General features: G+C 66.1%; 20 protein-coding genes. 7 read left to right on the top strand and 13 right to left on the bottom strand.

What is annotated here, in order from left to right; all coding sequences use genetic code 11:
• The first annotated feature begins 33 nt into the window (after positions 1-33).
• Positions 34-705: an acVLRF1 family peptidyl-tRNA hydrolase gene (locus QFZ57_RS14325; protein ID WP_306900695.1), complete on the top strand. Its 672-nt coding sequence runs from the start codon at positions 34-36 to the stop codon at positions 703-705.
• A gap of 61 nt (positions 706-766) precedes the next feature.
• Here QFZ57_RS14325 and QFZ57_RS14320 read toward each other — a convergent pair whose 3' ends face one another.
• Together QFZ57_RS14320 and aspS are read right to left on the bottom strand one after the other, a co-directional pair.
• On the bottom strand, positions 767-1,528 hold the full coding sequence (locus QFZ57_RS14320) for a GNAT family N-acetyltransferase (protein ID WP_306901586.1): 762 nt from the start codon (positions 1,526-1,528) through the stop codon (positions 767-769).
• A 130-nt stretch (positions 1,529-1,658) separates the two neighbouring features.
• Positions 1,659-3,440: an aspartate--tRNA ligase gene (gene aspS / locus QFZ57_RS14315; protein ID WP_306900694.1), complete on the bottom strand. Its 1,782-nt coding sequence runs from the start codon at positions 3,438-3,440 to the stop codon at positions 1,659-1,661.
• A gap of 94 nt (positions 3,441-3,534) precedes the next feature.
• On the opposite strand from aspS, the gene QFZ57_RS14310 reads away from it, so the two are divergent.
• Positions 3,535-4,791, top strand: a complete 1,257-nt coding sequence (locus QFZ57_RS14310) for an APC family permease (RefSeq protein WP_306900693.1) — start codon at positions 3,535-3,537, stop codon at positions 4,789-4,791.
• Positions 4,792-4,798: 7 nt separating this feature from the next.
• On the opposite strand, the gene hisS is transcribed toward QFZ57_RS14310, so the two are convergent.
• Entirely contained in the window at positions 4,799-6,169 is a 1,371-nt protein-coding gene (gene hisS, locus QFZ57_RS14305) for a histidine--tRNA ligase (protein ID WP_306900692.1), read from the bottom strand.
• A 230-nt stretch (positions 6,170-6,399) separates the two neighbouring features.
• On the opposite strand from hisS, the gene QFZ57_RS14300 reads away from it, so the two are divergent.
• From QFZ57_RS14300 to QFZ57_RS14290, 3 genes are all read left to right on the top strand, one after another.
• Positions 6,400-7,218: a peptidylprolyl isomerase gene (locus QFZ57_RS14300; protein ID WP_306631025.1), complete on the top strand. Its 819-nt coding sequence runs from the start codon at positions 6,400-6,402 to the stop codon at positions 7,216-7,218.
• A gap of 67 nt (positions 7,219-7,285) precedes the next feature.
• Complete coding sequence (locus tag QFZ57_RS14295; RefSeq protein ID WP_306631024.1) at positions 7,286-8,869, top strand: DUF349 domain-containing protein; 1,584 nt, start codon at positions 7,286-7,288, stop codon at positions 8,867-8,869.
• 115 nt (positions 8,870-8,984) lie between these two features.
• Positions 8,985-9,758 (top strand): hypothetical protein, encoded by a 774-nt coding sequence (locus QFZ57_RS14290; protein ID WP_306631023.1) that lies wholly within the window; start codon positions 8,985-8,987, stop codon positions 9,756-9,758.
• On the opposite strand, the gene QFZ57_RS14285 is transcribed toward QFZ57_RS14290, so the two are convergent.
• The 9 genes from QFZ57_RS14285 to pdxT form a co-directional block, all read right to left on the bottom strand.
• Complete coding sequence (locus tag QFZ57_RS14285; RefSeq protein ID WP_373461251.1) at positions 9,639-12,029, bottom strand: RelA/SpoT family protein; 2,391 nt, start codon at positions 12,027-12,029, stop codon at positions 9,639-9,641. The two genes, QFZ57_RS14290 and QFZ57_RS14285, sit on opposite strands and share 120 nt — an antisense overlap.
• A 149-nt stretch (positions 12,030-12,178) precedes the next feature.
• Complete coding sequence (gene secF / locus QFZ57_RS14280) at positions 12,179-13,195, bottom strand: protein translocase subunit SecF (RefSeq protein WP_306631021.1); 1,017 nt, start codon at positions 13,193-13,195, stop codon at positions 12,179-12,181.
• On the bottom strand, positions 13,195-14,952 hold the full coding sequence (gene secD, locus QFZ57_RS14275; protein WP_306631020.1) for a protein translocase subunit SecD: 1,758 nt from the start codon (positions 14,950-14,952) through the stop codon (positions 13,195-13,197). The genes secF and secD overlap by 1 nt, the downstream gene beginning before the upstream one ends.
• 99 nt (positions 14,953-15,051) lie before the next feature.
• The gene (gene yajC, locus QFZ57_RS14270; protein ID WP_306631019.1) at positions 15,052-15,459 is read right to left on the bottom strand and encodes a preprotein translocase subunit YajC; all 408 of its coding nucleotides are present in this window, start codon (positions 15,457-15,459) and stop codon (positions 15,052-15,054) included.
• Between the two features lie 210 nt (positions 15,460-15,669).
• Positions 15,670-16,755 carry a Holliday junction branch migration DNA helicase RuvB gene (gene ruvB, locus QFZ57_RS14265; protein WP_306900691.1) on the bottom strand — a complete coding sequence of 362 codons (1,086 nt, stop codon included), beginning with the start codon at positions 16,753-16,755 and terminating at the stop codon, positions 15,670-15,672.
• A complete protein-coding gene (gene ruvA, locus QFZ57_RS14260; protein ID WP_306631018.1) occupies positions 16,748-17,392 on the bottom strand; it encodes a Holliday junction branch migration protein RuvA in 645 nt (214 codons plus the stop codon). Before ruvA ends, ruvB begins: the two co-directional genes overlap by 8 nt.
• Before the next feature lie 89 nt (positions 17,393-17,481).
• Positions 17,482-18,060 (bottom strand): crossover junction endodeoxyribonuclease RuvC, encoded by a 579-nt coding sequence (gene ruvC / locus QFZ57_RS14255; protein ID WP_306631017.1) that lies wholly within the window; start codon positions 18,058-18,060, stop codon positions 17,482-17,484.
• Between the two features lie 65 nt (positions 18,061-18,125).
• Entirely contained in the window at positions 18,126-18,881 is a 756-nt protein-coding gene (locus QFZ57_RS14250; RefSeq protein WP_306631016.1) for a YebC/PmpR family DNA-binding transcriptional regulator, read from the bottom strand.
• Between the two features lie 3 nt (positions 18,882-18,884).
• Complete coding sequence (gene pdxT, locus QFZ57_RS14245; RefSeq protein ID WP_306900689.1) at positions 18,885-19,595, bottom strand: pyridoxal 5'-phosphate synthase glutaminase subunit PdxT; 711 nt, start codon at positions 19,593-19,595, stop codon at positions 18,885-18,887.
• Between the two features lie 90 nt (positions 19,596-19,685).
• On the opposite strand from pdxT, the gene QFZ57_RS14240 reads away from it, so the two are divergent.
• Together QFZ57_RS14240 and QFZ57_RS14235 are read left to right on the top strand one after the other, a co-directional pair.
• The gene (locus QFZ57_RS14240) at positions 19,686-20,978 is read left to right on the top strand and encodes a Mur ligase family protein (RefSeq protein ID WP_306900688.1); all 1,293 of its coding nucleotides are present in this window, start codon (positions 19,686-19,688) and stop codon (positions 20,976-20,978) included.
• Positions 20,975-21,730, top strand: coding sequence for a type 1 glutamine amidotransferase (locus QFZ57_RS14235; protein WP_306900687.1), 756 nt, complete (start codon positions 20,975-20,977; stop codon positions 21,728-21,730). Before QFZ57_RS14240 ends, QFZ57_RS14235 begins: the two co-directional genes overlap by 4 nt.
• Before the next feature lie 47 nt (positions 21,731-21,777).
• Here QFZ57_RS14235 and QFZ57_RS14230 read toward each other — a convergent pair whose 3' ends face one another.
• Complete coding sequence (locus QFZ57_RS14230; protein ID WP_306900686.1) at positions 21,778-23,139, bottom strand: ferredoxin reductase family protein; 1,362 nt, start codon at positions 23,137-23,139, stop codon at positions 21,778-21,780.
• Positions 23,140-23,224: the final 85 nt, after the last annotated feature.

Genomic DNA, 23,224 nt, shown 5'->3' with positions numbered 1-23,224 from the left:
TCCCGCCGATCCCCTGATACCGAAGGAACCGCCATGCCCGCCCCAGGTTCACCCGGCGCCCTGTCCTCCGTCCGGACGGCGTTCGTTTCCGGCGCCCGGCTGTCAGGCTGGGCCGGGCGGTTCGGCACCTCCCACGGCGGTTACCGGCTGCAGGATGACGACGACGGCCTCCGCCTTGTGGCGGGCGACGGCACCGAGGCGCTGCTTGGGGCGCCGTGGCCGGTGGATGGCCGTCCGGGGCGGGGTGCGGACGGCCTGGAACGGCTGGCGTCCCTCGCGTCCCAGCCCCGCCGGCTGGGACTGCTGCTGGTGCGGCGGGGCGGTTACGCAATCGGGGTGGCAAGCGAGGGCACGCTGCTGGCGTCCAAGGCAGGCACCAGATATGTCCAGTCCCGTACCGCTGCGGGCGGCCAGTCCCAGCAGCGCTTTGCCCGTCGCCGCGGCAACCAGGCGGACGCCCTGGTGGCTGCTGTGGCGGAACAGGCAAGGCTGGTCTTCGCCGGCCACGCCTTCGAATACGTGGTGCCCGGTGGTGACAGGGGGCTGGCTGACCTGGTCCTTGAAGAACCTCTGCTGCGTGATTATGCACGCCTGCCGCGCCTTGCCTACCTGGATGTAGTTGAGCCCCGGGCTGCCGTGTTGAAGAAGGCCGCCGCGGACGCCTGCTCCGTGCGGATCACGGTGACGGACCCACCGGGTGGTTGAGCTTGTGGCGGCCGGGTTTCGATAAGTTCAACCACCTCGAAGCTCAACCGGCAGGGGGTGGTCAGCAGCCGGTCAGTGACCGCCGGGGCCTCTCCTGCCGGTACAGGTAACGGCCGGCTTCGCGGAACCCGGCTTTCGCATAAAGCTCCTGCGCCCCATGGTTGGCCGCTGTGACCAGGAGCCAGTACCCGTCCAGTCCCTGCGCGGTCCCCGCTTGGACCAGGGACCGCAGGATCCTGGCTGCGTAGCCGCGGCGGCGGAAATCCGGGCGGGTGGCCATCCCGTACAAGCCACCCCAGGCGCCCGGCCCGGTGGCAGGAACGGCAAGCCGGCCGACGGCGGCGGGGGTGCCGTCGTCGTCCCTCAGCAGGGCATACAGGGAGGGGCAGCCTGTCAGGATTTTGCGGGCAGTGGCGAGGGCCTCCCCACCACCGCGGCCATCGACGTCCCACCAGAGCCGGAGCCATTCCTCAGAGGGTTCTGCTGCGATCCCGACGCCGGCGTCAACCTGGGCATCCCCGGCCCCGCGGGTGCCACGCACCATGATCACGGTTTCGGACTGGCGGGTGAAGCCTTGTTCGTCGAGGACGGCGTTCAGTGCGGCGTTGCGGACGTCATCAAACACCTGGAAGATGACCGGCAGCCGGCGGCTGCGGTACCAGGACCTGGCATCCGCGAGCAGGGCAGGGAGATCGTCATCGGATTGCCCGGCGTCGAGGGCACGTGGCCAAACGGAGTTGGCACGCTGCGTCACTCCGCCGGCGGCGCGCAGGACCCAGCTACCGGCGTCATGACGTTCAAGGGCAGGCCAGGCGGCATCCATAGCGGCTTCGAGGTCCAGGGGTGCGGGTTCGATTTCGCCTGCGGCGGACAATGGACTGCTCCTTCGTTAACGGCGGGAGGTTCCCCGGTTGTCCGGGGAACCTCCAACGGCTGCTGCAGGCAGCTGCGTGTTACTTCTTTTCTTCCGGCTTTTTGGCCTCGGGCTTGAAGTCCACGCCGGCTTCCTTCCGCTGCTGCGGCGTGATCGGCGCGGGCGCCTGGGTCAGCGGGTCGAAGCCGTTGCCGGTCTTCGGGAAGGCGATGACGTCGCGGATGGACTCGACGCCCGCCAGGAGGGCAACCACGCGGTCCCATCCGAACGCGATGCCGCCGTGCGGAGGCGCACCGTACTTGAAGCCCTCCAGCAGGAAGCCGAACTTGGTATGGGCGTCCTCGCGGTCCAGGCCCATGAGTTCGAAGACCCGTTCCTGGACATCGCGCTCGTGGATACGGATGGAACCACCGCCGATTTCGTTGCCGTTGCAGACAATGTCGTAGGCGTAGGAAAGGGCCGATTCCGGGTCCTTGTCGAACGTATCCAGGAACTCCGGCTTGGGCGAGGTGAAGGCGTGGTGGACGGCCGTCCACTTGCCGGCGCCGACGGCCACGTCGCCGGAAGCCACTGCGGCGGCGGCCGGTTCGAACATCGGTGCGTCCACCACCCAGCAGAAAGCCCAGGCGCTGGGATCGATCAGACCGGTCCGGTGGCCGATTTCCACGCGCGCCGCACCCAGCAGGGCACGGGCCGCTGTCTTCTCGCCGGCGGCGAAGAAGATGCAGTCGCCGGGCTTGGCGCCCACTGCCCCGGCCAGGCCGGCACGCTCGGTGTCGGTCAGGTTCTTGGCAACGGGCCCGGCCAGTTCGCCGTCTTCCTTGAAGAGGACGTAGGCCAGGCCCTTGTGGCCGCGCTGCTTGGCGAACTCCTGCCAGCCGTCCAGGGTGCGGCGGGGCTGGGAGGCACCGCCCGGCATCACGACGGCACCAACATACGGTGCCTTGAAGACGCCGAAGTTGGTGTCCTTGAAGAATTCGGTGAGTTCGGTGAGTTCAACACCAAAACGGAGGTCGGGCTTGTCCGAGCCGTAACGGGCCATTGCATCCGCGTAGGTGATCCGCTGGATGGGCGTGGGGATCTCGACGTCGATCAGCTTCCACAGTGCTTTGACGATGGTTTCGCCCAGGGCAATGATGTCGTCCTGGTCCACGAAGCTCGCCTCGATGTCCAGCTGGGTGAATTCCGGCTGGCGGTCGGCGCGGAAGTCCTCGTCCCGGTAGCAGCGGGCAATCTGGTAGTACTTCTCGAAACCGCCCACCTGCAGGAGCTGCTTGAAAAGCTGCGGAGACTGCGGCAGGGCGTACCAGGAACCCGGGGAAAGACGGGCCGGGACCACAAAGTCGCGCGCCCCTTCGGGCGTCGAACGCGTCAGCGTGGGGGTCTCGATTTCCACAAAGCCGTCCTGGTGGAGGATTTCCCGGGCCACCCGGTTGGCCTCGGAACGCAGGCGGAGGTTGCGGCTGGGGCCCGGACGACGCAGATCCAGGTAGCGGTGCTTGAGCCGGGCTTCCTCGCCGACCTCCACGTGCTCGTCGATCTGGAACGGGAGCGGGTCCGAAGTGTTGAGGATGACCACCTTGTCGGCCATCACTTCAATTTCGCCAGTCGCCAGGGCAGGGTTCTCATTGCCCTCGGGGCGCCGCGAAACTGTGCCGGTCACCTGCAGGACGTACTCATTGCGCAGCCCGTGGAACACTTCTTCCTCCCGGACCACCACCTGGGCAACACCGGAAGCGTCGCGCAGGTCCACGAATGCCACACCACCGTGATCACGACGGCGGCCCACCCAGCCGGCCAGGGTTACGGTTTGTCCAATGTGCTCGGAACGAAGGGATCCGAGGTCATGTGTGCGCAGCACAGCACGCCTTTCTGCGGGAACAGTGGGAAGTCAATATGATCGTTGCGGGAACGATCCCGTCCGAGTTTACCCGCTGGAAAGGAACTGCCGCCGCATGAGCGAACCGCAGCAGCTGCAACGCAGGCTTGGCACCTTTGATGCCACCGCCATCGGCCTGGGCTCCATGCTGGGCGCGGGCGTCTTTGTGGTGTTCGCCCCTGCTGCCGCTCTGGCCGGGAACCTGCTGGTCCTGTCCGTGGTGGTTGCCGGAGTTGTGGCGTACTGCAATGCGGTGGCCTCTGCCGCCCTCGCCGCCAGGTACCCCACCAGCGGCGGCACCTATGTGTACGGCCGGAAACAGCTGGGCGAATGGCCGGGCTTCCTGGCCGGCTGGGGTTTCGTGACGGGCAAGACGGCGTCCTGCGCGGCCATGGCTTTGACGTTCGGCAGTTATGTGGCGCCGGACTACGCAGTCCCGGTGGCGGTGGCCGCCGTCGTCGCCCTCACCGGCGTCAACCTGCTGGGCATTACCCGGACCGCCCTGCTGACGCGGATCCTGCTGTGCGTGGTCCTGGCCACCCTGGTGTTCGTTGCCATCGCCGCCATACTGGGTCCGCACCCGGCGGCGGAGCCCACAGGGGTGCCCTCCGGGGGTGCGGGCGGTGTCCTCCCTGCCGCCGGGCTGATGTTTTTCGCCTTCGCCGGTTATGCCCGGATCGCCACGCTGGGGGAAGAGGTCAAGGATCCCGCCCGCGCCATCCCCCGCGCCATTCTCGCGGCCCTCGCAGCCGCTTTCGCCATCTACCTGGCCCTGGCGCTGCTGCTGCTGAACCATCTCCCGGGCGGGCAGCTGGCTGCCAGCCGGACCCCCCTCCTGGACGCCGTGCTCAAGTCAGGGCTGTCGGCCGGCGCGCCGTTGGTGCAGGCCGGAGCCGCGGCCGCGTGCCTGGGCGCATTGCTCGCGCTGATTACGGGGGTGGGCCGCACCACATTGGCGATGGCACGCGAACGCGACCTCCCCGGTCCGCTGGCCCGGGTGGGCGGCAGGCACACGGTACCGTTCGTCGCCGAACTTGCCGTGGCGGCCGTCGTCATTTTGCTCCTCCTGACCACCGATGTCATGACGGTGGTGGGCTTTTCAAGTTTCGGCGTGCTGCTTTACTACGCCGTGGCCAACGCCTCCGCTTACACAATGGAAGAGCACCCGGGGTACGCACCCAGGTGGTTGAACGCCGTCGGCTTCGTGGCATGCCTGGTGCTGGCCTTCACGCTTCCGCCGGTGTCGGTCCTGACCATGGCGGGGGTCCTTGCCGCAGGCGTGGCAGGGCGCTGGCTGGTGCTGCGGCTCCGGCAGCACCAGCCGCGGGCATAGGCGCCGGCTAGACCGCAGCTGCTGCGGCAGCGGTTGTTTCAACCTGCACCGCCAGGTCCTCCAGCGGCGGCATCCAGGTTTCAGGGGCGGCCAGCACTTGCTCGCCGGTGCGGATGTCCTTGACCTGGTGGGTGCCGTCCTCGTCCGTGAACCAGACGAAGGGAATCCCCCGCCGGTCCGCGAACTTGATCTGCTTGCCGAACTTCTCGGCCTTGGCCGCCACCTCGGCGGGGATCCCCCGGCTGCGCAGCAGTGCCGCGACATCCTGGGCAGCGCCCCAGCTGTCGTCATGGTTCAGGGCCACCAGCACGGCGGTGGGAACCGAACGGGAGGCTTTGGCCAGGTCCTGGCTCAGGATCCGGGACACCAGGCGGGTGACGCCGATGGAGAGTCCGACACCCGGGAACTTGCGGTTCCCCTTGGAGGCCAGCGCGTCGTAGCGGCCACCGGAGCAGATGGACCCCAGCTGTTCGTGGCCCACCAGCACGGTTTCCACGACTGTGCCCGTGTAATAGTCCAGGCCGCGGGCGATGCTGAGGTCCGCCAGGACCTTGCCGGGGGCCCGCTGCACGGCCGCATCAATGACCTGTTCAAGTTCGTACAGGCCCTCGTCCAGGAGTTCGTTGCTGACGCCGAGGGCCCGGACCTGGTCTACGAAGGACGTATCTTCGGTGCGGATGGCTGCAAGCTGCAGGGCTTTGGCGGCCTGGTCGTCGGTCGCGCCGAGCTCGGTCTTGAGCAGTTCGGCCACCTTGGCGGGGCCGATTTTTTCGAGCTTGTCGATACTGCGCAGCACCCCGGCCGTGTCATCCAGTCCGATGCCCCGGTAAAAGCCTTCAGCGAGCTTGCGGTTGTTGATCCGGAGGCGGAAGTCGGGGATGGGCAGGGCGCTCAGTGCTTCGGCGATCACCAGCGCGATCTCCACGTCGTAACGGAACGGAAGCTCGCCGTCGCCCACCACGTCGATGTCCGCCTGCGTGAACTCCCGTGCCCGGCCTTCCTGGGGCCGCTCGCCGCGCCACACCTTCTGGATCTGGTAGCGGCGGAAGGGAAAGGCGAGATAGCCGGCGTTTTCCACCACGTAGCGGGCGAAAGGAACGGTCAGGTCAAAATGCAGGGCAAGCGCGTGGGGATCAGCTTTGCCGCCTTTGACGGGGTTTTCGCTCTCGTCCTCCTGGAGCCGGCTGAGTCCGTACACTTCCTTGTCGATTTCACCCTTGCGCAGCAGCTGGCCCACCGTCTCCACGGCGCGGGTTTCGATCGAGGCAAACCCATGCAGTTCAAAGACCCGGCGCAGGGTATCGAGCACATGCAGCTCCACCAGCCGCTCCTCGGGAAGCCACTCGGGGAATCCGGACAGGGAGGCGGTGCGTGCCATGGGGAAGGTTCTCCTTAGGGGTGGAAGGTGCGCCGGAGCTGCCGGCCCGCGCCCCTCAAAGACGGCATGCGGCGGCAACACAGCCAGCCATGCATAAACTATGTGCGGCAGCCAGTTTATGCGTCATCCGTGTGCATCTCTAATGCGGCGGACCGGCAAAGCCTGGCCCCGAACACCTGCGCCCTGCGGCCATCCGCCGGGCACCAGCAGCCCGACGATGAGGAGGACCCTTGGCGGCCAGTTCACGCAGTGCACGCGAAACGAAACGGCGCATCCAGCAAATGGAAGCCAAGCGTGAGCTCCGCCGCGCCCAGGAGAAGCGGCGGAAGCGCGACAACCTGGTAGCCGCCGGTGCCGGAACCGCCGCCGTGGTGCTCGCCGTCGTCCTCCAACTCACGGCATTCGCCGGGAACCCCACCGAAGACGAATACGCCGCCGCACAGGCAGGGCTGACGGAACCGTCCGCCTCGGCAAGCGCCTCCGCCACACCCTCGGCGCCGGCAACCAATGCGCCAAACATCCCGGCAGCGGACACGGCCGCGGGCAAAACGTTCACCGGCCAGCTGCAGCTGAACGGCAGCCCGCTCGGCGTGGAAGTGGACGGGACCAAAGCTCCGCAGGCGGCCGCCGTCTTCAAGTCCCTCAGCGACGAAGGCTACTTCAACGGCAAGACGTGCCACCGGCTCACCACTGCTGACCAGTTCGGCGTGCTGCAGTGCGGCTCGCCCAATGGAGACGGGCAGGGCGACCCGGACTATACGTGGGGCCCGCTGGAAAACACCCCCGCCGACAACACCTACCCCGCCGGCACCATCGCCGTGGCCCGCACGGGGAACAATGCCTACGGCAATGGAACACAGTTCTTCATTGTCTACAAGGACACCGTCATTCCGGCGGACGCAGCCGGCGGCTATACGGTGGTGGGAAAGGTGACGTCGGGGCTTGACGTCGTGTCCAACATCGCTGCCGCAGGCATCACCCCGGGTGCCGGCGACACGGACGGCGCGCCAAAACAACCAGTCACGATAGACTCGTTCTCTCTGAAGTAGGAGGCCGGGCCGGACAGGTCACGGTGCAGTACCTGAGTATTTCCCTCCAAGCGAAAGACTTTTAGCGGTGACAGACAGTCAGAAATCCGACGAAACAGCAACAGACGTGACCGAAACAGCGGCTCCGGCCGAGGTTGGCGGTACTGATGCCAATGCCGGGCAGTACCCCGTGACCCCTGAAGCCATCGCTCCTGAAGAGGGCGGCGGCCAGAACGCCGAACACCAGGCTGCTGAAGACCAGGACGGCGGGACAACGGCTGCGGAAGCGCCCGCGCCTGCCGCTGCACCGGCTCCCGGAGTGCGTCCGTCTGCACCCTCTCCTGCAGCCTTCGCTTCGCGTCCCAAGCCTGCCGCTGCCGCTCCCGCCGCAGCGCCGGCTGCCGCTGCGCCCGGCACGTCTGTTGCCGAAGCCTCCAAGTGGGGCCGGGTGGAGGGGGACGGCCACGTCTACCTGACCATCGACGGCGGCGAACACCCCGTGGGGCAGTACCCCGGCGTCAGCGATGACGAAGCGCTGCTCTATTTCGCGCGGAAATACGACGACGTCGTGGCCCAGGTCGTGCTCCTGGAGCAGCGGGTCAGCTCCAAGGCGCCCAGCACCGACATGCACAAGACCGTGACGCACCTGCGTGAACAGCTCGCCGAGCGGAACATGGTGGGCGACCTCCGTGCGGCGGAGGCGCGCCTGGACAAGCTGGCAGAACAGATCACGGAGCTGGAAAAGGCTGAGAAGGCCGAGCACGAAGCGGTGCGCGCCTCCGAGCTCGCAGCACGTGAAGCCATCGTGGCCGAGGCAGAGCAGATCTCCGGCCAGGATCCGGCCCAGACTCAGTGGAAGACCTCCAGCGCCCGGATGAACGAGCTCTTCGAGAACTGGAAGGCAGCCCAAAAAAGTGGAGTCCGCCTGGGCCGCAGCAACGAAGACGCCCTGTGGAAGCGCTTCCGTGCCGCACGCACCGTTTTCGACCGCCATCGCCGCGCCTACTTCTCCCAGCTGGACAGCAACAACTCCACCGCGAAGGCCGCCAAGGAGAAACTGATCGCCGAGGCCGAGGCGCTCTCCACCTCCACCGACTGGGGCTACGCTGCCGGTGAATACCGCCGGCTGATGGACCAGTGGAAGGCCTCACCGCGGGCAAGCCGCAAGGACGATGACGCGTTGTGGGCACGGTTCCGCGCCGCGCAGGATGTTTTCTTCACGTCCCGGCAGGCCGCCAATGAGGAGATCGACCAGGAATACGCCGCCAACCTCACGGTGAAGGAGGCGCTGTTGGCAGAGGCCAACACCATCCTGCCCGTGAAGGACCTGGCAGCTGCCAAGAAGGCCCTTCAGTCCATCCGTGACCGCTGGGAGGAAGCCGGCAAGGTGCCCCGCGCCGACATGGGACGGGTCGAAGCAGGGCTGCGGAAGGTTGAAGACGCCGTGCGCCATGCGGAGGAAGAGCAGTGGCAGCGGTCCAACCCTGAACGCAAGGCACGCACCAACAGTGCGCTCTCGCAGCTGGAATCCGCCATCGCCGGCCTCCAGGATGACCTTGCCAACGCTGAGAAGACCGGCGACCAGCGCAGGATCAAGGCCGCGCAGGAAGCCCTCGAGGCACGCCAGGCCTGGCTCGACCAGATCCAGCGTTCCGCCAGCGAGCTGGCCTGACCCTTTCTTGTCCTGAGGTTCCTGTCCTGAACTGATTGCGCAGGCCCGGTCCCGGTTATCCACATAACCTGGACCGGGCCTGTGCCTGTTAACCGCGTCCGGGCAGGATGGGGGTATGGCCTCACCCCCACCTTCCTCCGCCGCCGGTCCCGGCAGGGAAGCCCCCACTGCCGGCTTACGGCCGGGCTTGCAGGCAAACGGTGCGGAGGCAGCCGCGCCGCCGCGCTTTCCGGACCTGTACGCACCCGGCGTGCCCTTTGCTGGTCCTGAACTGCAGTCCCTGGCAGCCGACGGACTGTTGACCCGGTTCCATCAGCATGGCTACACGCTCCCCGGAATACCGGCATCCCCGCAGCTGCGGGCCAGGGCGGCCGCCGGAGCTGTGCCGCCAGCCATCCGGCAACGTGTTGTCGCCGGGCGGATGACGGCCGCCTGGATCTACGGCTGCGCAGCGGAACCGGACCGGCTGGCGCTGCTGGTGGACGCGAAACGCAGGGTATCCAGCCTCCGGAATACCCGCGGCTGCACGCTCCACGAAGTGAGGCTGGGACCATTTGATGTAATCAGCCTGGGCGGACTGATGGTCTCCAGTCCGTTGCGGACCGCGCTTGATATCGCCCTGCACGTGGAAACCGAACGCGCCGTGCCAGCCCTGGCCGGACTGCTGGGCCGACCGCAACAGGACGTGAGGCTCCGCCTCCTGGTGCGCGCCATCGAGGCAAGCCCACGGGTACCGCACAAGCGAGCTGCGCTGGAAAAGCTTGACCTGCTAGCTCCGTCGCTTGTTCCCGGTAGTGCGGTAGACGTCGAAAACCCCGTCGATCCGACGGACGGCGCTGAGGACGTGGCTGAGGTACTTGGGGTCGCCCATCTCGAACGCGAACTTTGAGATGGCCACCCGGTCCGTCGAAGTGTGGACGCTGGCAGCGAGAATGTTGACGTGGTTGTCCGACAGGACCCGAGTCACGTCCGAGAGCAGGGACTTCCGGTCCAGGGCCTCAACCTGGATTTCCACCAGGAAGACGCTCGACTGGGTTGGTGCCCAGTCCACATCCACGATCCGGTCCGGCTGGTCCTTCAGGTCCGAGATGTTGGTGCAGTCGGTACGGTGCACGGAGACGCCGGATCCTCTGGTCACGAAGCCGAGGATAGGGTCCGGCGGCACAGGCGTGCAGCAGCGCGCCAGCTTCACCCAGACGTCACCCACGCCGCGGACCACAACACCGGAGTCGGAGAAGCGGACCTTGCTGACCTGGGTGGGGATGCTGACCTCTTCGACGTCATCATCGGCGCTCTCGTTGCCCCCCAGGCTCTCAATGAGCTTTTCCATGACCGACTGCGCGGACGTGTGCCCGTCGCCCACGCCGGCGTAAAGCCCGGAGATGTCCGCGTACTTGAATTCCTCGGCCACGGCGGCCAGTGCCTCGTGCGTCATCAGCCGCTGTAACGGAAGTTGCTGTTTCCGCATGGCGCGGGTCAGCAGCTCCTTGCCGCGGTCGATCGCTTCTTCGCGGCGTTCCTTGCTGAACCACTGGCGGATCTTGTTGCGCGCTCTGGCGCTCTTAACGAAGTGCTGCCAGTCCTGGCTGGGCCCGGCCCCCTCGGCCTTTGAGGTGAAGATCTCCACCCAGTCGCCATGGTTCAGCTCGCTGTTGAGCGGGACCAGTTTTCCATTGACCCTGGCACCGATAGTGCGGTGGCCCACCTCGGTGTGCACGGCGTAAGCAAAGTCCACCGGCGTCGAGCCTGCCGGCAGCGCCATGACTTCGCCCTTGGGCGTAAACACGAAGACTTCGCGGGCGTTGATTTCAAAGCGCAGCGAATCCAGAAACTCCCCGGGATCCGAGGTCTCCTGCTGCCAGTCGACCAGGGAGCGGAGCCACCCCATGTCGCCGTCCCGCGGGCTTCCGGGACCGACGGCGGTACGGTTTGGCTGGTCCTTGTATTTCCAGTGGGCTGCAACGCCGTATTCAGCCCGGCGGTGCATTTCATGGGTGCGGATCTGGATTTCCACCGGCTTGCCGCCGGGTCCGATCACGGTGGTGTGCAGGGACTGGTACATGTTGAATTTGGGCATCGCGATGTAGTCCTTGAACCTGCCGGGCAGGGGGTTCCAGCGCGAGTGCATGGTGCCCAGGGCGGCGTAGCAGTCCCGGACGGAGTCCACCAGGACGCGGACACCCATAAGGTCGTTGATGTCGTCGAAGTCCTTGTCGCGGACAATCATCTTCTGGTAGATGGAGTAATAGTGTTTGGGCCGGCCGGTGATGGTGGCTTTGATCCGGGCAGCGCGCAGGTCCTCGGTGATCTGGTCGCGGATGACACCCAGGCTCTTTTCCCGCTCGGGCGTCCTGTCCCCCACCATCCGTACGATTTCTTCGTACACCTTGGGGTAAAGGGCCGCGAAGGACAGGTCCTCAAGCTCCCATTTGATGGTGTTCATACCCAGGCGGTGGGCCAGCGGGGCGAAGATTTCCAGGGTTTCCCGGGCCTTGCGGGCCGACGATTCGGCCGAGACGAAGCGCCAGGTGCGCGCGTTGTGCAGCCGGTCCGCCAGCTTGATCATCAGTACGCGGATGTCCTTGGCCATGGCCACAACCATCTTGCGGACCGTCTCGGACTGTGCCGCCTCGCCAAAGCTGACCTTGTCCAGTTTGGTCACGCCGTCCACCAGCATGGCCACTTCCGGCCCGAAGTCCCGCTTCAGGTCCGCCAGGGTGTAAGGGGTGTCCTCGACCGTGTCGTGCAGCAGGGCAGCCGCCAGCGTGGTGCCGCTGAGGCCCAGTTCGGCGAGGATGGTGGCCACAGCCACCGGGTGGGTGATGTACGGGTCCCCGCTCTTGCGCTTTTGTCCGCGGTGGCTGCGTTCGGCGACGTCGAAGGCCCGCTGGATGAGGTCGAAGTCCTCTTTGGGATTGTTGGCGCGCACGGTCCGCAGCAGCGGCTCAAGGATGGGTGAGTATGTGGCGGTTCCGCGTCCGGTCAGGCGGGCAAGCCGGGAGCGGGTGCGCTCCCTGCGGCCGGGAAACGTGGGGCGTGATCCTGAATTGTCAACAGGAACCAATGAGCCTGGGCGTGCGGAAGATCCCGCACCGGCTTGAATACCGGCAGGATTTTTTTCTTCCTGTGCCGTTGGCGTTGACGCCGAACGTTCTTCCAATGAAGCACCCCTCACCACCGACTTAATTACCTCAGTCTATTCCTCCGGGCAGCCACTTTTATAACCGGGCCTGCACGAGCAGAAGCCGGGCAACGCAAAGTGCGCGTCGCCCGGCTTCCGGGTGGATTGTGACCGTCGGCGGCTGCCCGTCAGGCCTTGGCGGGCGACGCCGGAACTGCACGCTCCGCTGCCCCGGCACGCCGCTGCTCAACACGCCTTGCCTGCTTCACGAGCTCCGGTTCGCCCTGGCGGAGCCAGGCGTACATTGGAGCGGCCACGAAGATGGTTGCCGCTGTACCGATAAGGATGCCAACGAACAGGGCCAGGGACAGGTCCCGCAGGGTTCCTGCACCAAGGAGTCCGGCGCCAATGAACAGGATGGCCCCCACGGGGAGAATGGCCACCATCATGGTGTTGATGGACCGCACCAGCGTCTGGTTGACCGCGAGGTTGACTTCCTCACCGAAGGTCCGGCGCGTGGACGCGTCGATTCCGGTCGTGTTCTCCCGGATCTTGTCGAAGACCACCACGGTGTCGTACAGCGAGTAGCTGAGGACAGTAAGGAACCCGATAATGGCCGACGGGGTGACCTCGAAATCGCTGAGGGCGTACACCCCGGCCGTGATGAACATGGTCACGGCCATGCCGGCCAGTGCCGAGAGGGACATCTTCCAGGTGCGGAAGTACAGGGCCATCAGCAGGGCAGCGAGCAGCACGAACACCACCAGGCCGATCAGCGCCTGCTTGGTTACGTCAGCGCCCCAGGTGGGGCCGACGAACGTGGAGGTTACCTCGTTGTCGGTAACGCCGTAGGCGCTGGTGAGGCCCTCCTTGATCCGGAGGGTCTCGTCGTCCGTAAGCTTGTCGGTCTGGATGCGCATGGTGTTGCCGGCCACATTGGCCACGCGCGGGACACTGCCGGACACAACGTCCGTCACCGCCTTCTCACCGATGCCGGCATCGGTGGTCTTGACGTTGGACACCGTGAATTCAGAGCCGCCCCGGAACTCGATGCCGAGGTTGAAGCCCCCCTTGGCCACCGGGATGATGATGGACAGGGCCACCCCCACCGCGGCGATGATGAACCAGATCTTCTTGGCACCCACAAAGTTGTAGGAGCGCTTTCCGGTGTAGAGCTCGTTGCCGAAAGTGGCGAAGCCTGACATTACTTGTTCTCCTTCGCGGAGGTCTTGGACGAGCCAGCCAGCTGTTCCTGCTTCTCTGCCAGGCGCCGTTCGGCGATAGTCATGCGGCGCTCGGCCTCGGCCGCTGCACCGGAGTTCTTGGTGCGGACCACCACAGGCCGGTCCTCCGGGGTACGGACGCGGCCGGCTCCGCGGTACAGCGGCACGGCGCCCAGCCGTTCGGGGTCCAGCCCCGAGAACTTGTGGCCTTCACCGAAGAACCGGGTGCGGGCCAGAAGCTGCAGCGTGGGGTGGGTGAACATGAACACCACGATGAGGTCCGCGATGGCGGTCAGGCCCAGGGTGAAGGCGAAGCCGCGGACGTTGCCCACCGCCACGAAGTACAGGACCAGTGCGGCCAGGAGGTTGACGGCTTTGGAAGCCAGGACGGTGCGCTTGGCCCGCTTCCAGCCGTTTTCGACGGCGGACACCAGCCCGCGGCCTTCACGCAGTTCGTCACGGATGCGCTCGAAGTAGACGATAAAGGAGTCGGCAGTCTGGCCAATGGCCACGATGATGCCCGCAACGCCGGCCAGGGACAGCCGGTAGTTCTCGGTCCATCCGAGGATCGCGATTGCCAGATACGTGAGGGCACCGGCCACCACCAGGGATGCGATGGTAACGAAGCCCAGGGCACGGTACTGGAACAGCGAGTAGACCACAACGAGCAGGAGCCCGATCAGGCCGGCCAGCAGGCCCATACGCAGCTGTTCACCACCGAGCGTGGCGGAAATCTGCTGCTCGCTCTGGATGTCGAAGCTGATGGGAAGGGCGCCGAACTTCAACTGGTCGGACAGTGCCTTTGCGGTCTGCTCGGTGAAACCACCGGTGATCTGCGGACGGCCGTCAGTGATGACGGCCAGCGAACGGGGAGCGGAAATGACCTGGTCGTCCAGCACAATGGCGAACTGGGACTTGGGGTCGGTGCCCGATTCACCGCCGGCAGCCACATAGAACTGGTTCAGGCGTTCGGTGACCTCTTTGAACTTGGCTGTTCCTTCGCCGTCGAACTGGATGTTGACGGCCCAGTCATTGGTGACGGCACCCTGGGCACCCTGCTGCAGCTGGAAGGACGAGGTGACGATATTGCTGCCCTTCACCTCTACCGGACCCAGGATGTATTTGATGGCCGGGGACTTGTCCGTGGCCGGTTCGCAGGTCACCAGCGGCTTGGTGGGATCGGACCGCTCGGATTTTTCGGCTGCAGCACTATTGCAGTCCAGTGCCTCGAACTGCTTGTAGATCTCGGGCGTAATCCAGTTGGTGTCACTGCTGTTGGCCGGCTCGGCGGTCGGCTTGGGCAGCTGGTCCTCCGGGGTCTGCGACTCGGCGGGAACTGGTGCGCCGTCACCGTTAAGGAGCACAGGGCGGAAGTTCATGTCCGCGGAAGCCTGGATCAGGTTCCGGGTTTCGGCGGAGGGTGTGCCGGGAAGGCTGACCACCACGTTGCGCCCGGACTGGGTGCTGATTTCCGCTTCGGAGACGCCGGAGCCATCAACGCGCTGGCGGATGATCGCCACGGCCTGGTTGAGCTGCTGTTCATTGATGTCCGAGCCGCCCTCCACCTTCGGGGCCAGGATCATTTGGGTGCCGCCCTCAAGGTCCAGCGCCAGTTTGGGTGCCCAGCTGGCATGCCCGGCGATGGTGCCGCCGGCCAGGACGGCGGTCAACGCTGCCAGGATTACACCAAGCCAGACCAGGACGCGGAGCCCTGGTTTCTTGCGGCCAGTTCGTGCCATTGTCGATCTTTCTCTTATTCGCGGAGAAACCGCCGGAGCGGGCTGTTGCCTGCGCCGACGGTGATCCGCAGCGGTAGAGGGAGGAAGGGGCCAGCGGGCCTAGCTGTCCTTTTTGCCCTCGTCGTTGAGGCGCTTCATGGTTTCCTCAGGAGTCTCGATGCCCATCGCGGTGCTTCCGCTCTCCGGGGTGGTGAGGGATGACGCGTCGTCCGGGACCACCGGGGATTCCTCTGCCGGCTGGGCGGCGGGTTCAGCGGCAGGCTCGACGACCTTGGTGACAGCCTGGCGGTGCACGGTGGCCAGGTTGCCGGGGGAAAGTTCAAGGACGACCTTGTTCTCGGCCTCGTCGATGTCCACAATCCGGCCGAAAAGGCCAAAGCTGGTCATGACCTCCACGCCCGGGGCAAACTTCGACTGGAGCTCTGCCTGCTGCTGCTGCGTCTTCTTGTTGCGGCGGAACATCATGAAGATGAACACGCCGAGCATGACGAACAGGAGAATTGACATTGGATCCAAGGGGAATTCCGTTCTATTGCGTGGTGTAGCTGGTTTTCCAGCGACGTCGGCTTCGCTTCGGCCGGGGCGATTGGTGGCGCAGGCAGAACGCCTGCCATTTTCCTTCCCCAAGCGTCGGTGGCATCGGGGCCACCCGCGAAACAAAGTCCCGAACGTGCCGGGCGTCATACCAGTCTAAAGGGAAAAGCTGAAGGGAGCCTGCTATTGGCTCTCCGGGGCCCAGTCCCCTGCCGCTGAATCGTCCTCGCCGGGCTCGAAAAGGTCCAGCTGCTCCTGCGCGAAGACGCCGGACGGGATGGCGTAGCCCAGGTGCGTCCACGCCGGCGCCATGGCGATCCTGCCGCGGGGCGTACGGCCCAGCAGGCCTTCCCTGACCAGGAAGGGTTCCGCCACGGTCTCCACCGTTTCGGTCTCTTCACCGACGGCGATGGCAAGGGTGGAGAGACCTACGGGACCACCGCCGAATTTGGTGATGAGGGCATCCAGAACGGCCCGGTCCAGCCGGTCCAGTCCCTTCTTGTCCACTTCATACATGTCCAGGGCCGCCGACGCGGTCCTGGCATCGATCTGTTCCACCCCGTGCACCAGCGCCCAGTCCCGGACACGGCGCAGCAGGCGGTTGGCGATACGCGGAGTACCGCGGGAACGGCCGGCAATTTCAGCGAATCCGGCGGAGTTGACCTTCAGGTCCAGCAGCCCCGCGGAACGGCGCAGCACCAGTTCCAGCTCCGGGACGGAGTAGAACTCCAGGTGTCCGGTGAAGCCGAACCGGTCGCGCAGCGGGCCCGGGAGCAAACCGGCGCGGGTAGTGGCGCCCACCAGCGTGAACGGCGGCAGCTCCAGGGGGATGGCGGTGGCGCCGGCGCCTTTGCCCACCACGATGTCAACGCGGAAGTCTTCCATGGCCATGTACAGCATTTCCTCGGCGGGCCGCGACATGCGGTGGATCTCATCCAGGAAGAGGACCTCGCCTTCGGACAGCGAAGACAGGATCGCCGCGAGGTCGCCGGCGTGCTGGATAGCGGGCCCACTGCTGAGGCGCAGCGGAGCGTTCATCTCCGCGGCAACGATCATCGCCAGGGTGGTTTTGCCCAGGCCGGGCGGCCCGGAGAACAGCACGTGGTCCGCGGTACGTCCGCGCATCCGGGAGGCCTGCAGCACCAGCGAGAGCTGCTTGCGTACCCGGTGCTGGCCAACGAAGTCGTCAAGGTTCTTGGGCCGCAGGGCTGCCTCGATGACGCGCTCCTCCGGCTCCTCCCCCGCCGCAACCAATGAGGGTTCAGCCACGGGCGCCTACGCGGTTTCCGGCGCGTGCGCCGTCCTGGCCCAGCCAGCGGAGGGTGGTCCGCAGGATTTCAGGCACGTTGCCGCGGAAGGACACTTCGGGCTCGTCGGCCAGGGCTTTGTCGATGCTGGCGGCGGCGTCCTTTTCGGACCAGCCCAGGCTGGTCATGGCGGCCACCACCTGGGGCTTCCAGGCGGCCTCTGCAGGGGTGCCGGCACCGGCGGCCGCAGCGGTTCCTTGCGGGACGAGCTTTCCAGCCAGCTCCAGCACGATCCGGCCGGCCACCTTGGGACCGATTCCGGGAACCTTCGTAAAGGTCTTGCTGTCCCCCGTATGCGCCGCAACCCTGATTGCCTCGGGATCGTGGACGGCCAGGACCGCAAGGGCAAGCCGGGGACCCACCCCGCTGACACTCAGCAGGACATCAAACACTTCGCGTTCGTCGTCCGAGGCGAAGCCAAAGAGCGTCAGCGAGTCCTCCCGGACTATGAGGGAGGTGAACAGCTGGCCCTCCTCTCCCACGCGCAGCCGGCTGAGCGTCTGCGGGGTGGCATTGACGCTCATCCCCGCACCATTGAGGTCTATCACGGCCGTGGACAGGCCAACATGCGCTACGGTTCCGCGGAGGAAACTGATCAAGGCCGGGCTCCCGTTGTACCGCCGGGCTCGCAGTGAGAACCCGGCTATCCGAACATATCTACGAATACCCTAGCAAGCGGCAGGGACAATCAGCGTGCGCGGCGCGCCTTCGCCTCTGCCTCGGCCCACGCGCGCTGGGCGGATGTCAGGGAAGAGCTGCCGGGTCCGGTGGTGGCCACCGCTGCGCCGCTTCCGGCCCTCCACGCATGGGTGATCGCCAGAGCCAGCGCGTCGGCTGCGTCCGCCGGGCGCGGCGGGGCGTCAAGGCGGAGGATCTTGGTCACCAGCTTGGTCACGGCGTCTTTGTTGGAGGACCCGCTTCCGGTCACCGCGGCCTTAACCTCCGACGGCGTGTGCAGCGCCACCGGAATTCCCCGGCGGGCGGCCGCCGCGATTACCACGCCGGAGGCCTGGGCTACGCCCATCACCGTGCTGACGTTGAGCTGGGAGAAAACGCGCTCGACGGCGAGGACCTGGGGTTCGTAGCGGTCGAGCCACTCGTCGATGGCGAGGGCGATCACGAGGAGGCGCTGGTCCAGGGTTTCCTCAGGCGAAGTGCCCACCACACCCACGGCCACCATGGTGGCCCGGCGGTTCCGCTCCACATCCACCACGCCAATGCCGCAGCGGGTGAGGCCCGGATCCACGCCGAGGACGCGAAGTGTCACCTCAGGCTCCCAATGGAAAGGCGGGGCCCAACTTCCGGCGGCGCACTAGCTGGCAAGGCCGGACGTCACTCGGATTCCAGGGCAGCCTGGACTTCGTCGCTGAGGTCGGCGTTGCTGTACACGTTCTGCACGTCGTCGAGGTCCTCAAGCGCATCAGCCAGCTTCAGGAACTTCCGCGCGCCGTCCACATCCAGCTCAACCTGCATTGAAGGCACGAACTCCACTTCGTCCGTGTCGTATTCGATCCCGGCTTCCTTCAGCGCTTCCCGGATGGCCTGCAGGTCGCCCGGCTCCGAGTGGATCTCGAAGGTCTCCCCGTTGTCCTTGACTTCCTCCGCGCCCGCATCGAGGACGGCCATCAGGACGTCGTCCTCGCCCAGGCCGTTCTTGGGCAGGTTTACAACGCCCTTGCGGGTGAAAAGGTAGCTGACGGAACCGGGGTCGGCGATAGTGCCGCCGTTGCGGGATATGGCCAGGCGGACCTCGGATGCGGCACGGTTCTTGTTGTCCGTGAGGCATTCGATCAGCAGGGCAGAGCCCTGGGGGCCGCGGGCCTCGTACATGATTTCGGTGTAGTCCACCACTTCGCCGGTGAGGCCGGCGCCGCGCTTGATGGCGCGGTCGATGTTGTCGTTGGGAACGGAGGTCTTCTTCGCCTTGGTCACGGCAAGTTCCAGGCCCGGGTTGCCGGCGAGGTCCGGACCACCCATTCGGGCGGCAACTTCGATGTTCTTGATCAGTTTGGCGAACGACTTTGCGCGGCGGCTGTCAATGATCGCCTTTTTGTGCTTGGTCGTTGCCCATTTGGAGTGGCCTGACATGCTTTACGCTTCTCCTCTGATCATTCGGATAAAAAGTTCGTGTACGCGTTTCTCGCCGGTCACTTCCGGATGGAAGGAGGTTGCCAGCAGGTGGCCGGAACGCACTGCGACAATTCTAGCCGTCCCCGGCAGGGGCACGGCGTGGGACGCGTGGCCGGGGTCGGCCGGTTCCACCTGTGCCAGGACCTCCACGTCCGCGCCCACCTGCTCCACCCATGGGCCGCGGATGAAAACAGCGTGCACCGGCTCCACGCCCGACTCTGTGGCGCTGAACTCCAGTCCCTTGAAGTCCAGGTCGGTTTCGAAGGATTCACGCTGCCGGCCGAAGGCGTTGCGGCGGACGGTGATGTCCAGCCCGCCGAATGTCTGTTGGGGGGCACCGGAAAGATCGGTTGCGGGATCGGCGATCCGGTCCGCGAGCAGGATCATCCCTGCACAGGATCCGTAGACAGGCAGGCCCTCGGCTATGTGCTTCCGAAGCGGGTCGGCAAGGTCGAAGGCGCGCGCCAGTTTATCAATGGCGGTGGATTCGCCGCCGGGGATGATGAGGCCGTCCAGGCCGTCCAGCTCCGCCGGGCGACGGACAGCGACGCCCTGCGCGCCGGTGGCTTCCGCTGCGCGGAGGTGCTCGCGGAAGTCTCCCTGGAGGGCCAGGACACCAATCCGCAGGCCTGAGCCGACACGCGCAGGAGCAGCAGAAGGGGGATTTGTCATCCCTCCAGCATACGGGCCCGGCACCCTGGCTGCTGCCGCGGGGACGCTGCCGGCAAGGGTTGCATGCCGCTGCTGGGATATATTCAAAACATGGTCTTCTTCAGTGTTCCGCTCGGCAAGCTGGTCCGCAGGGTGTCCCGGTTGCGGGGCGGCGGGTCAGCCCTTCCCGGACTGGTGGTCGAAAAAATCGACCCCGGATTCATGCGGCGGACGCTCACCACGCTGCCCCACGGCGTGGCGGTGGTCAGCGGCACCAACGGCAAAACCACTACCACCAAAATGGTGGTCGAACTGCTGGAAAGCCAGGGCCTGAAGGTCTTCACAAACCGGACGGGCAGCAACTTCACCCGGGGCGTGGCGGCAGCCCTCCTTGGCGAGGTGGACTGGCGTGGCAGGCTGGATGCGGACATCGCCGTCCTGGAGCTCGATGAAGCCCATGCGGTCCATTTCGTGAACAGCGTCCCGCCCCGGTACTGCCTGCTCCTCAACGTGCTGCGCGACCAGCTGGACCGCTTTGGCGAGATCGATAAAACGGCGCAGCTCCTGCAGCACATTGCCGCCAAAACCACCGGAACGGTGGTCCTGAACCGCGAGGACCCACGGGTGGCAAGGATTGCTGACACCCTGACGGGACAGGAGGTCAAGTATTTCGGCCTTGACGTCTCCCTCCTTGGCACCTTTCCCAATGACGACGACATGCGGGCCGCTCCAGGCAGCCCCGCTCCGGCGGGCCTGCCGGAGAAGCCCGCAGCCGACGTCGTGCTTCGCAAAGTGGGCGCGGACAGCGCCGAGTTTGAGTACGACGGCGGCACGGTCACCACGGCGATGAAGCTGCGCGGCGTGTACAACATCTTCAACGCGGCGGCCGCCCTGTCACTGGCCCGCAGCATCTGCGGCGGGGGCGCGGCCACCGCCAACCACGCCACCTTGCTGGAGGCGCTGTCCCGGGTGGCGCCGGCCTTTGGCCGCGGCGAAAGCCTCACCGTGGACGGCCAGCCGCTGGACCTGGTCCTGGTGAAGAACCCCAGCGGTTTCCGGCTGGGACTGAAGTCCTTCCCCGCCGGCGGTTACGCCACCATGATCGCCATCAACGACAACTACGCGGACGGCCGGGACATGTCCTGGCTCTGGGATGTGGAATTCGATTCGCTGCGCGAGGGCGGCGTGGAACTGCTGACCGGATCCCGCGCCTACGACATGGCGCTGCGGCTGCAGTACGACGACGTCCGCGTCGGGGCCGTGCAGGCCGACATCCCGGCCGCCCTGGCAGCCTTCATCAGGGAAGGCCAGGGCAGGCCCAAACGGATCTTCTGCACCTACACCGCTATGTTGGCCATCCGCCGCGAGCTGTCCAAAATCACCACCGTGGAGGTTGTCTCGTGAATCCGGCAGAAACGGCGGCCGCTGGCGGCCAGTCCAAGGGCACCATCCGCGTGGTCCAGCTGTACCCGCGGGACATGAACATTTACGGCGACTGGGGCAATGCGCTGGTCCTGCAGCGCCGTATCGCCTGGCACGGCTATACCCCTGAACTGCTCGAGTACAACGTGGGCGACCCCTTCCCTGACGGCGTGGACATCATCGTCGGCGGCGGCGGGCAGGACAGCGGGCAACTGGTGATCCAGGACGACCTGCAGTCCCGGGCCGGCCAGCTCAAGGAGTTGGCCGAGGACGGCGCTCCCATGCTGGTCATTTGTGGCCTCTACCAGCTTTTTGGCCGGTTCTTCAAAACCCGCACCGGCACCGTCATCCCGGGCATCGGCGTCCTGGACGTGGAAACCCACGGCACCGATGAGCGACTGATCGGCAACGTCAAAGTCTCAACCACCGAGTTCGGCGAAGTCCTCGGCTACGAAAACCACAGCGGCCAAACCACACTGGGCAGCGGTGTGCAGCCACTCGGCACCGTTGCCAAGGGAACGGGAAACAACAGCAGTGACGGCCATGAAGGAGCCCGGTACCGCAACATTGTGGCCAGCTACCTGCATGGCTCGCTGCTGCCCAAGAACCCCGCGATCGCCGACTTCCTCATCCGCACGGCAGCGGAGCGCAAGTTCGGCAGCTTCTCTCCCGGCAACCCGGACGACACCTACGCCGTCCTGGCACGGGAGCACGCTGCCCGCCGTCCCCGCTGAGCTGCGACAACGCTGGACTGCACCGCTGCTGAGCTGCAGCCACGCGGTCAGCGCCACTGGAAATACTCCCGGTGGATGTTGGCCCGGCGGACGCCGGCGGCGCGGAAGGCTTTGCGGAACTGCCGCAGCATGGGATCCGGTCCGCCCATGAACACCGACAGCAGGCGTGGTTCCGTGCCTACTGTAGCCAGGACCGCCTCCGGCGTGAGCCGGCCGTCCGCCTCGGTATCCACTAAATGGACCGTGAGCTGTGGATGGTTCCTGGCGGCGGCAGTGATTTCTTCCGCAAAGGGGGACGGACCTGCCGAAGTGACGAAGAAGTGGACATCTTCGTGGAGCTCCCCGTCCAGCGACCGCAGCCAGCTCAGGAAGGGAGTAATTCCCACCCCGCCGGCGACCCAGACCTGATGAGCTGTGCCGCGGTGCCGGTCAAAGCGGCCGTAGGGTCCGCCAACCACGGCCGGCATCCCCGGCTGGACCACGTCCGGAACCCTGGCCGTGTGGTCGCCCAGCGCCTTGACCGTAATACTGATCCCGCCTTCCCTTGCCGGCCCCGAGATGGAGAAGGGATGCCGTTGCCAGCCTTCCGCTGTTTCCAGGTAGATCATGGCGAACTGGCCGGGTTTGAACGCCAACGGCCGGCCCAGGGGACGGAGCTCCACCTCCACCAGGTCCGCGGCAACCGGCCGCACCCCTGCCACCTGGTAGTCGTGATGCGGCAGGAAACGCCGCGCCAGCAATTCGCGGTAGGCATAGAACCCCAGTCCCGTCCCGCCGATTGCCACGTAGCTCCACCGAAGGACGGGCACAGCCTCAAACGCGCTGGCATCGAGCAGGCCGTGCAGGAATCCGGCGGCCAGGAAAAGGCCGGTCAGCCGGTGGAAGCCCCGCCACCGCTCGTAACCGCCCAGCAGGCGGGCTGCCAACTGTACCGGCCGGGTCCCAAGGGAAGTGAGGACAAGGCGGCGGACGGGCGCAGGGAGCATAGTCCGCCAGCGCGGCAAGACTGCCCACACCACCAGGGCGGCGAGTCCGCAGATGGCAACCACCGCCAGTGTCTTTCCCAGGCTGGTTGCTTCCGGATTCGCTGCAAGTTCCATATGCGGCAGCAAAAGGATGGTTGCCGTAATCGCCGCCCTGCGGTGCCAGATGGCTGCGTGGTCGATACCGCCAAAGACCGGCTCGACATGTGGAAGGGTACTGACCAGGACCAGCGCGATCGAATAAAGCAGCACGGACTCGCCGCCAAAGAGCTGGCCTACGTGTGCCAGGACCGGCTCGCCCGCCGGCCGCGCCGCGTACCAAAAGATGCCGTACGCTCCCACCAGCACCATGACAGCACCCGGTCCCACCCATCGGAACGGTATGCCCGCGACGGCGGCCCCCGGCGTCGTGCCACCTTTGGTCATGCCAGGGTCCCTTCGTCTTTGCCAGACCCGTGCGCGTGCCGTGCAGGACGCACTGAGCGCGGCCCGGGCTGGACCGCATAGCGGC

This window comes from Arthrobacter sp. B1I2, from assembly GCF_030816485.1.
Lineage (GTDB): Bacteria > Actinomycetota > Actinomycetes > Actinomycetales > Micrococcaceae > Arthrobacter.
Note: the sequence above shows the minus strand (reverse complement) of the source record. Positions and strands in the feature narration are given on the sequence as shown.

Coding starts and splice junctions, on each gene's coding strand:
- QFZ57_RS14325 (WP_306900695.1), top strand. CDS start 34: ATGCCCGCCCCAGGTTCACCCGGCGCCCTGTCCTCCGTCCGGACGGCG.
- QFZ57_RS14320 (WP_306901586.1), bottom strand. CDS start 1,528: ATGGATGCCGCCTGGCCTGCCCTTGAACGTCATGACGCCGGTAGCTGG.
- QFZ57_RS14310 (WP_306900693.1), top strand. CDS start 3,535: ATGAGCGAACCGCAGCAGCTGCAACGCAGGCTTGGCACCTTTGATGCC.
- hisS (WP_306900692.1), bottom strand. CDS start 6,169: ATGGCACGCACCGCCTCCCTGTCCGGATTCCCCGAGTGGCTTCCCGAG.
- QFZ57_RS14290 (WP_306631023.1), top strand. CDS start 8,985: ATGGCCTCACCCCCACCTTCCTCCGCCGCCGGTCCCGGCAGGGAAGCC.
- secF (WP_306631021.1), bottom strand. CDS start 13,195: ATGTCAGGCTTCGCCACTTTCGGCAACGAGCTCTACACCGGAAAGCGC.
- secD (WP_306631020.1), bottom strand. CDS start 14,952: ATGGCACGAACTGGCCGCAAGAAACCAGGGCTCCGCGTCCTGGTCTGG.
- yajC (WP_306631019.1), bottom strand. CDS start 15,459: ATGTCAATTCTCCTGTTCGTCATGCTCGGCGTGTTCATCTTCATGATG.
- QFZ57_RS14250 (WP_306631016.1), bottom strand. CDS start 18,881: ATGTCAGGCCACTCCAAATGGGCAACGACCAAGCACAAAAAGGCGATC.
- pdxT (WP_306900689.1), bottom strand. CDS start 19,595: ATGACAAATCCCCCTTCTGCTGCTCCTGCGCGTGTCGGCTCAGGCCTG.
- QFZ57_RS14240 (WP_306900688.1), top strand. CDS start 19,686: ATGGTCTTCTTCAGTGTTCCGCTCGGCAAGCTGGTCCGCAGGGTGTCC.
- QFZ57_RS14230 (WP_306900686.1), bottom strand. CDS start 23,139: ATGACCAAAGGTGGCACGACGCCGGGGGCCGCCGTCGCGGGCATACCG.